Below are 6690 nucleotides of genomic sequence, written 5' to 3' on the forward strand. Positions count from 1 at the left end.
TTACTCCGGTAATTTTTCTTTTAACTCTTTTACTAAGCTCTCGTCAAGCTCACTGATATTTGGAAGTTTTACCCTAGCTTTTAAGTAAAGATCGCCATAAATTCCGCTCTTTCTGTTTTGCACGCCGTATCCTTTCAAGCGGATCTTTGTGCCTGTTTTTGAGTTTTCAGCGATTTTGATGGTGACATCTTTTTTATATGTATGCACATTTATCTTGCCGCCAAAGAGCATAGTTTTTAGTGGAATTTCTACATCTTTATATAGATCATCGCCAACTCTTTCGTACTCGTCACTTGGCTCAACGCTAATTGCAAGTATAAGATCGCCAGTTTGACCGCCAGCACTCTTGCCTTTGCCTTTTATGCGAAGTTTTTCGCCGCCTTCTATGCCGCTTGGGATCTTTATCTTGATGCTTTCGCCATTAAAATTTATCTTATGTTCGCCGCCAGTTACAGCCACGTCAAATGGTATAGAAATTTTGGCATTTACGTCTAGATCAGCTCCGCCAAAGCCAAATCCACCTCCACCAAAGCCTTCAAATCCTTCAAAACCTCCGCCAAAGCCACCACTAAATTTAGCACCGCTTCCGCCAAATCCGCCTGAGAAGATATTTTTCAAGATATCGTTTAGATCGCCCATATCGGCTGAACCTCTGGCAAAGTCGTGGAAATTTTGACCGCCAAACATATTATCGCCGTATTGATCATACTGGGCACGTTTTTTCTCGTCACTTAAAATTTCATAAGCAGCGTTTATCTCTTTAAATTTATCCTCTGCTCCAGGGTCTTTGTTGATGTCTGGGTGGTACTTTCTAGCAAGTTTTCTATAAGCTTTTTTTATCTCGTCGCTTGATGCGCCTTTTGAAACTCCTAAAGTTTCATATAAGCTTTCGCTCATATATTCTCCTTATGTTTTTTGACACGGATTATATCACAAAACTTTAGTCTATGCAAGTCAAGTTTATTTTTATTTACAAAGGAGAAAAAAGCGTTAAGATTTTATTTTTAAGCTCTATTTATAATTTCAAGACATTTTCAATTTAAAGGAAAAAAAATGAAAAAATTTATGCTAATTTCATTAGCAGCGGCTTCTTTACTAATGGGAGCTGATATTAAATTTAACGAAGCAAACCAAGATGTAACTAGAGTTTCGCCGTTAAGTGATAAAAATAGCGTGTTATCATACTACGACTCTATCGCTCAGGCAAAACTTTCAGTTGTAAATATCTCGACTACAAAAACAGTAAATAACGCAGGCATCGAACAGATGTTTAATGACCCGTTTTTTAATGAATTTTTTGGATTTAACTTTGCAAAGCCAAAAGAGAAAGAAAAGACAACCTCTCTTGGTTCTGGCGTCATCATTTCAAATGACGGCTACATCGTTACAAACAACCACGTCATCGAAGATAGCGACCAGATCGTTGTGACCTTGGCGAAGGGTGGTAAGGAGTATAAAGCTAAGCTAATAGGTAGCGATCCAAAGACCGATCTAGCCGTTATAAAAATAGATGCAAATGGGCTAAATGCGATAACATTTGCCGACTCATCAAAGCTACTTGATGCAGACGTCGTCTTTGCCATAGGCAATCCTTTTGGCGTAGGCGAGAGCATCACTCAAGGCATCGTCTCAGGGCTAAATAAAGACAACATAGGACTTAATCAATATGAAAATTTCATCCAAACAGACGCCTCTATAAACCCTGGCAACTCAGGTGGCGCTTTGGTTGATAGTAGGGGCTATCTAGTCGGTATAAACTCAGCCATACTTTCAAAAAGTGGTGGCAACAACGGCATAGGCTTTGCCATACCATCAAATATGGTAAAAGATATCGCTAAAAAGCTAATAACTGACGGCAAGATCGAGCGTGGATTTATCGGCGTAACTATCGCAAATTTAACTGATGAGCAAAAAGAGCTTTATACAAATAAAGAAGGCGCTTTAATAAGCGGCGTAGAGCAGGGCATGCCAGCAGATGAAGCAGGGTTAAAAAGAGGCGACTTGGTCATATCTGCAAACGGCAAAGCTATCAAAAACGCAAATGATCTTAAAAATTTCATCGGCTCACTAACTCCAAATAGCAGCGTTGATATAACTTACGAGCGATCAAATAAAGTTATGAATACAAAAATCAAGCTTGTCAATATGGATCACAACGCAAAAGATGCTACAAAAAGCGTCATCATCGAGGGTCTTAGCGTTAGTAATCTAAGCGATGAGATAAGATTTAAGTATAAGATCAGCCCAGATACTCAAGGCGTGCTTGTAACTGACGTAAAATCTGGCTCAAAAGCTGAAGACTTTGGCTTTGAAAGAGGCGACGTGATCGTTCAAGTTGGCGAAGAGAGCATAAAAGATATTCAAACATTTGCAAGCACTGTTAAAAACGCAAAAGGCAAAAAGACGCTAGTGTGGATAAACCGCGGTGGCATCATGCAAGGCCTTGTTATAAAATAACCACTTAAGAGCTGAAATTTCAGCTCTTAACTCTTTTAAATTTTTAAAACCTTTATCTGCTATAATCCTTAAAAATTAAATTTACAACAGGAAAGATCATGACTAGAATTTTAATGATAGAAGATGATATGGAGCTTGCTGAAATTTTAACTGAATACCTAGAAAACTACGACATAAAAGTAACGACGGCCGAGGAGCCATATATCGGACTATCTACTTTAAACACGAGCGAATTTGACCTAGTTATCCTTGATCTTACGCTCCCTGGCATGGACGGACTAGAGGTATGCAAAGAGATAAGAAAAAAGCACAACATCCCTATCATCATCTCAAGCGCAAGGCACGATATAACAGACAAAGTAAATGCCCTAGATAACGGCGCGGATGATTATCTGCCAAAGCCTTATGACCCACAAGAGCTTCTTGCTCGCATAAAAAGCCATCTAAGAAGGCAGAGCATAGCCCCTGCAAATGAGGCAAGAAATTTAAACAAAGACTTGGTTTTGAAAGAATTTGAGCGGGAAATTTTATTTAAAGGCAGCGTGCTAAATTTAACCGCAGCGGAGTATGACATCTTAAAATATCTGCTTCAAAAAGAGGGAGGGGCGGTCACTAGAGAGGAGCTCATCTATAACTGCGAAAGCATAAATGAAGATAGCTCAAACAAAAGTATCGATGTCATCATCGGCAGAATTCGCCAAAAACTAAATGAAAATCCAAAAGAGCCAAAATACATCCACGCGATCCGCGGTATCGGCTACAAGTTGGTCCTTTGATGCCAAGATCTTCTATATTTATCACGATAACGTTTATCTTTGGGCTCGCGCTTGTTTCGATATTTCTAGCATTTTTGTGGCTCATGGGCTTTGACAAACAAAACTACACAAGAGAGCTAAATAACAAATACTCAAACGTCGCTAGGACAAATTTGCTCTACATGGGTGGCATCATAAACAAAGCTCAGTATGACCGTCAGCTCTCAAACATCGACATGCCAGAGATCACAGCTAAAAATGAAAAAGAAGAAATTTTAAAAAATGCAGCCGTTTTAGAAGAAATTTCAAGTGATCTAGGATCTAGTGCGATCTTGCTTTATGATAAGCATCACTACCTAAAGATCGAGCATTTAGACGAGCTAAAGCTTTTGATGGATAAAGAATTTCAGCCTTATAGATATGAGGTGATAAAGGCCGTGTTTTTGGTGGTTGCGGTCATTTTGCTGGCCGCTTATATCTTTGTCATCTATAAGATAAAGCCGCTTAGAAAGCTAAAGCGTCAGATCGTGAAATTTGCAAATGGCGAGCTTGACGGCGTGCAAAATGTCGGTAATGGCAAGGATGAAATTTCTGAAGTTTCAGAGGCATTTTATGAGGCTGTTTGTCAGATCAAAGCACTAAATGACTCAAGGCATCTTTTCTTAAGAAATATCATGCACGAGCTAAAAACGCCTATCACAAAGGGGCTGATCGCTGCTCAAATGATAGAAAAAAGTAAAAACCAAGAGAGGCTCATCTCCGTCTTTCACAAGCTTGAAAATTTGATAAACGAGCTTGCAGCAATCGAGCAGATCACTTCAAAGATAGGACTTACAAACAAAACGCCTTGCCTTATGAGGGATCTCATCGATGAGGCTATCGATATAGCGATGGTTGAAAAGGAGCATGTTGGCATCAGCGAGCTTGATGAGGTTAGGGTGATGGTTGATTTTAAACTATTTTCAGTAGCTATTAAAAATATGATAGATAATGGTATAAAGTATTCAACTGATAAGCACGTAAATATCATGGTTAGCAAGGATCATATGAAATTTATAACTCAAGGCGAGAAGCTAAAAAATGACCTTGACTTTTACATCCAGCCATTTATCAAAGGCGAGGATGCGCAAAAGAGCTTTGGTCTAGGTTTATATATAGTTAGCAACATCCTTGAGGCTCATGGACTAAAATTTGGCTATGAATACAAAAATGGAATGAATGTCTTTATTTTTGAAAATTTACAAGATATAATAGCGGCGTAAAAATCAAAACCGCAAAAAAAGGAGTGTAAAAATGGCGGCAAAAATCTTCTCGGCAGTTGATATTTTATCAATAATCGATCTTGAGATAGCTTTTATAAAGCGATACAAAAACGTAAAGGACTATGCGAAAAATTTATCTTTGATATATTTTTCTTTACCAAATAGTAAAGAATATGGCGAAATTTTTGAAAAAATCCTAAGACAAACTGACGTTGTCATAAGAGAAAACGAACACTACGTAGTCGTGCTTCACGGCACAAACGAAAGAGGCGCTAGCGAGCTACTAACTGGCATACAAGAGTTTTTAAACGCTGAGCCGATCGATCTAGTGGTTACCTATCCAAAAGATGGAAAAGACGCAAAAGAGCTTGCTATAAAACTTCAAGATGAGATAAAAGACAACTACGGCGTCTTACTTGAGATGCTTGTAAATCAAGATAAATTTGAAGTTTTTGAAAGTATAATTTAATATAATTTTGTGGAGTTTATTTAGAGAATTTACTACTATTTTTTGCAGTTTTGCTTATAACTAGCATTCTTTTAAGTAAGATCTCTGATAAATTTGGAATTCCATCTTTAATAATATTTTTAGGCGTTGGCATGCTAGCTGGCTCAGATGGCTTGCTGGGCGTAAATTTTGATGATCAAATGATCGCTCAAAATGTCGGTATGCTGGCACTTATTTTTATACTTTATGCTGGTGGGCTAGATACTGATTTTGCAGCGATTAAGCCTATTTTTGCTAGAGGTTTAGCACTTGCTACACTTGGTGTTTTTTAACCGCACTAGCTATTGCTCCAGTTGCAAAATATCTGCTTGATTTTACCTGGGCGGAGGCCTTTTTGCTAGGCTCCATTATCTCTTCAACAGACGCAGCAGCTGTTTTTGCTATACTAAGAGCTAAGAAAATTTCACTTAGAAATAGCATTGCACCATTGCTTGAGTTGGAATCTGGCTCAAACGATCCAATGGCGATATTTCTAACTATGACGATCTTTCAAATGATCTCACTAAATAGCACTCCAAGTGCGTCAGAGTGGGCGATCACACTTGTTAAGCAGTTTGGCATAGGTATCGCTATAGGCTATTTATTTGGCGTTGCTTTGCCAGCCATCTTTAATAGACTTCGCCTAAAAAGCTGGGGCCTTTATCCAGTTTTTTCTATCGCTTGGATATTGCTTTTATATACGCTTTGCTTTAAAATCGGTGGCAATGGCTATTTGGCTGTTTATATTGCTGGAATTTTTATAAATAAAAAAGAGTTTTCTCACAAGAAAAATTTAGTCGGTTTTCACGACGGTATCGCTTGGACGATGCAGATAGTGGTCTTTTTAACACTTGGCCTTTTGGTAAATCCATCACAACTTCCTGCAACTGCGCTGTTAGCGCTTGTTTTGGCCTTGTGGCTTATGTTTTTTGCAAGACCACTTGGTGTTTTTGCATCGCTTGCATTTTCAAAATTTAAGATAAATGAGCAAATTTTTATCTCTTGGGTTGGGCTAAGAGGCGTCGTGCCAGTTGTACTAGCTACCTATGTTTATGTCGATGGCGTACGTGATGCGGATATGATTTTTAACATTATATTTTTTATGGTTTTGATTTCTATTTTGATACAGGGCATGTCGCTTGGCTTTGCAGCTGATAAATTTAAGGTCAAAGAGAGCGAGCAAGAGGATGTTAAGGCAGTAGAAAACTCGCCGATCTTAAGCTACACGCTTCACCAGCATACCATCCACTATGGCTCAAAACTAATTGGCAAAGATTTGGCTCAGCTTGAGCTTCCAACTGAGTTTTTAATAATCCTAATAAAGCGTAAAAACGAGTATCAAAAGCCAACTGGCTCAACAATCTTTGAAGAAAATGACCTATTACTGATACAATGCGAAAATCAAGTGCTTTATCAAGATACGATTAAGTATTTGACTTATTAAAATTTTGATAAAACTTGCCACATTTCATTTCTCTTTGTAAATTTTAAAACTTTACTCGCTTGCCTTAGCAGGCTACTAAATTTAGGCTACACTTCGTTTAGCACTAAATTTAGAGCCGTGATATGCTCGCTCATAAATTTTAAAATTTGCCAGAGTTTTTAATAGCATGAGGTGCGTTAGCACCTTTGTGTGCTACCTCTAACGTGCGAGGGGTTTGGAGGATTTAAAAAAAAAGGGGGGGGGGGATAAGGGTGGGCTCTTATACACATCTGACGCTGCCGACGA

General features: G+C 38.4%; 5 protein-coding genes and 1 pseudogene. 5 read left to right on the plus strand and 1 reads right to left on the minus strand.

The features are described from left to right. The gene (locus CVS81_RS07880; RefSeq protein ID WP_107965621.1) at window positions 1-897 is read right to left on the minus strand and encodes a DnaJ C-terminal domain-containing protein; all 897 of its coding nucleotides are present in this window, start codon (window positions 895-897) and stop codon (window positions 1-3) included. 156 nt (window positions 898-1053) lie between these two features. Between CVS81_RS07880 and CVS81_RS07885 the strand changes: the two genes are divergently transcribed. From CVS81_RS07885 to CVS81_RS07905, 5 genes and pseudogenes are all read left to right on the plus strand, one after another. Then, window positions 1054-2457 carry a Do family serine endopeptidase gene (locus CVS81_RS07885; RefSeq protein WP_107965622.1) on the plus strand — a complete coding sequence of 468 codons (1404 nt, stop codon included), beginning with the start codon at window positions 1054-1056 and terminating at the stop codon, window positions 2455-2457. Window positions 2458-2555: 98 nt separating this feature from the next. Next, window positions 2556-3233 (plus strand): response regulator transcription factor, encoded by a 678-nt coding sequence (locus CVS81_RS07890; RefSeq protein ID WP_002940190.1) that lies wholly within the window; start codon window positions 2556-2558, stop codon window positions 3231-3233. Then, window positions 3233-4474: an ArsS family sensor histidine kinase gene (locus tag CVS81_RS07895; RefSeq protein ID WP_103575996.1), complete on the plus strand. Its 1242-nt coding sequence runs from the start codon at window positions 3233-3235 to the stop codon at window positions 4472-4474. Before CVS81_RS07890 ends, CVS81_RS07895 begins: the two co-directional genes overlap by 1 nt. Before the next feature lie 31 nt (window positions 4475-4505). Continuing rightward, entirely contained in the window at window positions 4506-4943 is a 438-nt protein-coding gene (locus CVS81_RS07900) for a pyridoxal-5'-phosphate-dependent protein (RefSeq protein ID WP_002940300.1), read from the plus strand. 50 nt (window positions 4944-4993) lie between these two features. Then, window positions 4994-6405, plus strand: a pseudogene (locus CVS81_RS07905) (potassium/proton antiporter). The last annotated feature ends 285 nt before the right edge of the window (window positions 6406-6690 follow it).

The organism is Campylobacter concisus, from assembly GCF_003049065.1.
Lineage (GTDB): Bacteria > Campylobacterota > Campylobacteria > Campylobacterales > Campylobacteraceae > Campylobacter_A > Campylobacter_A concisus_BE.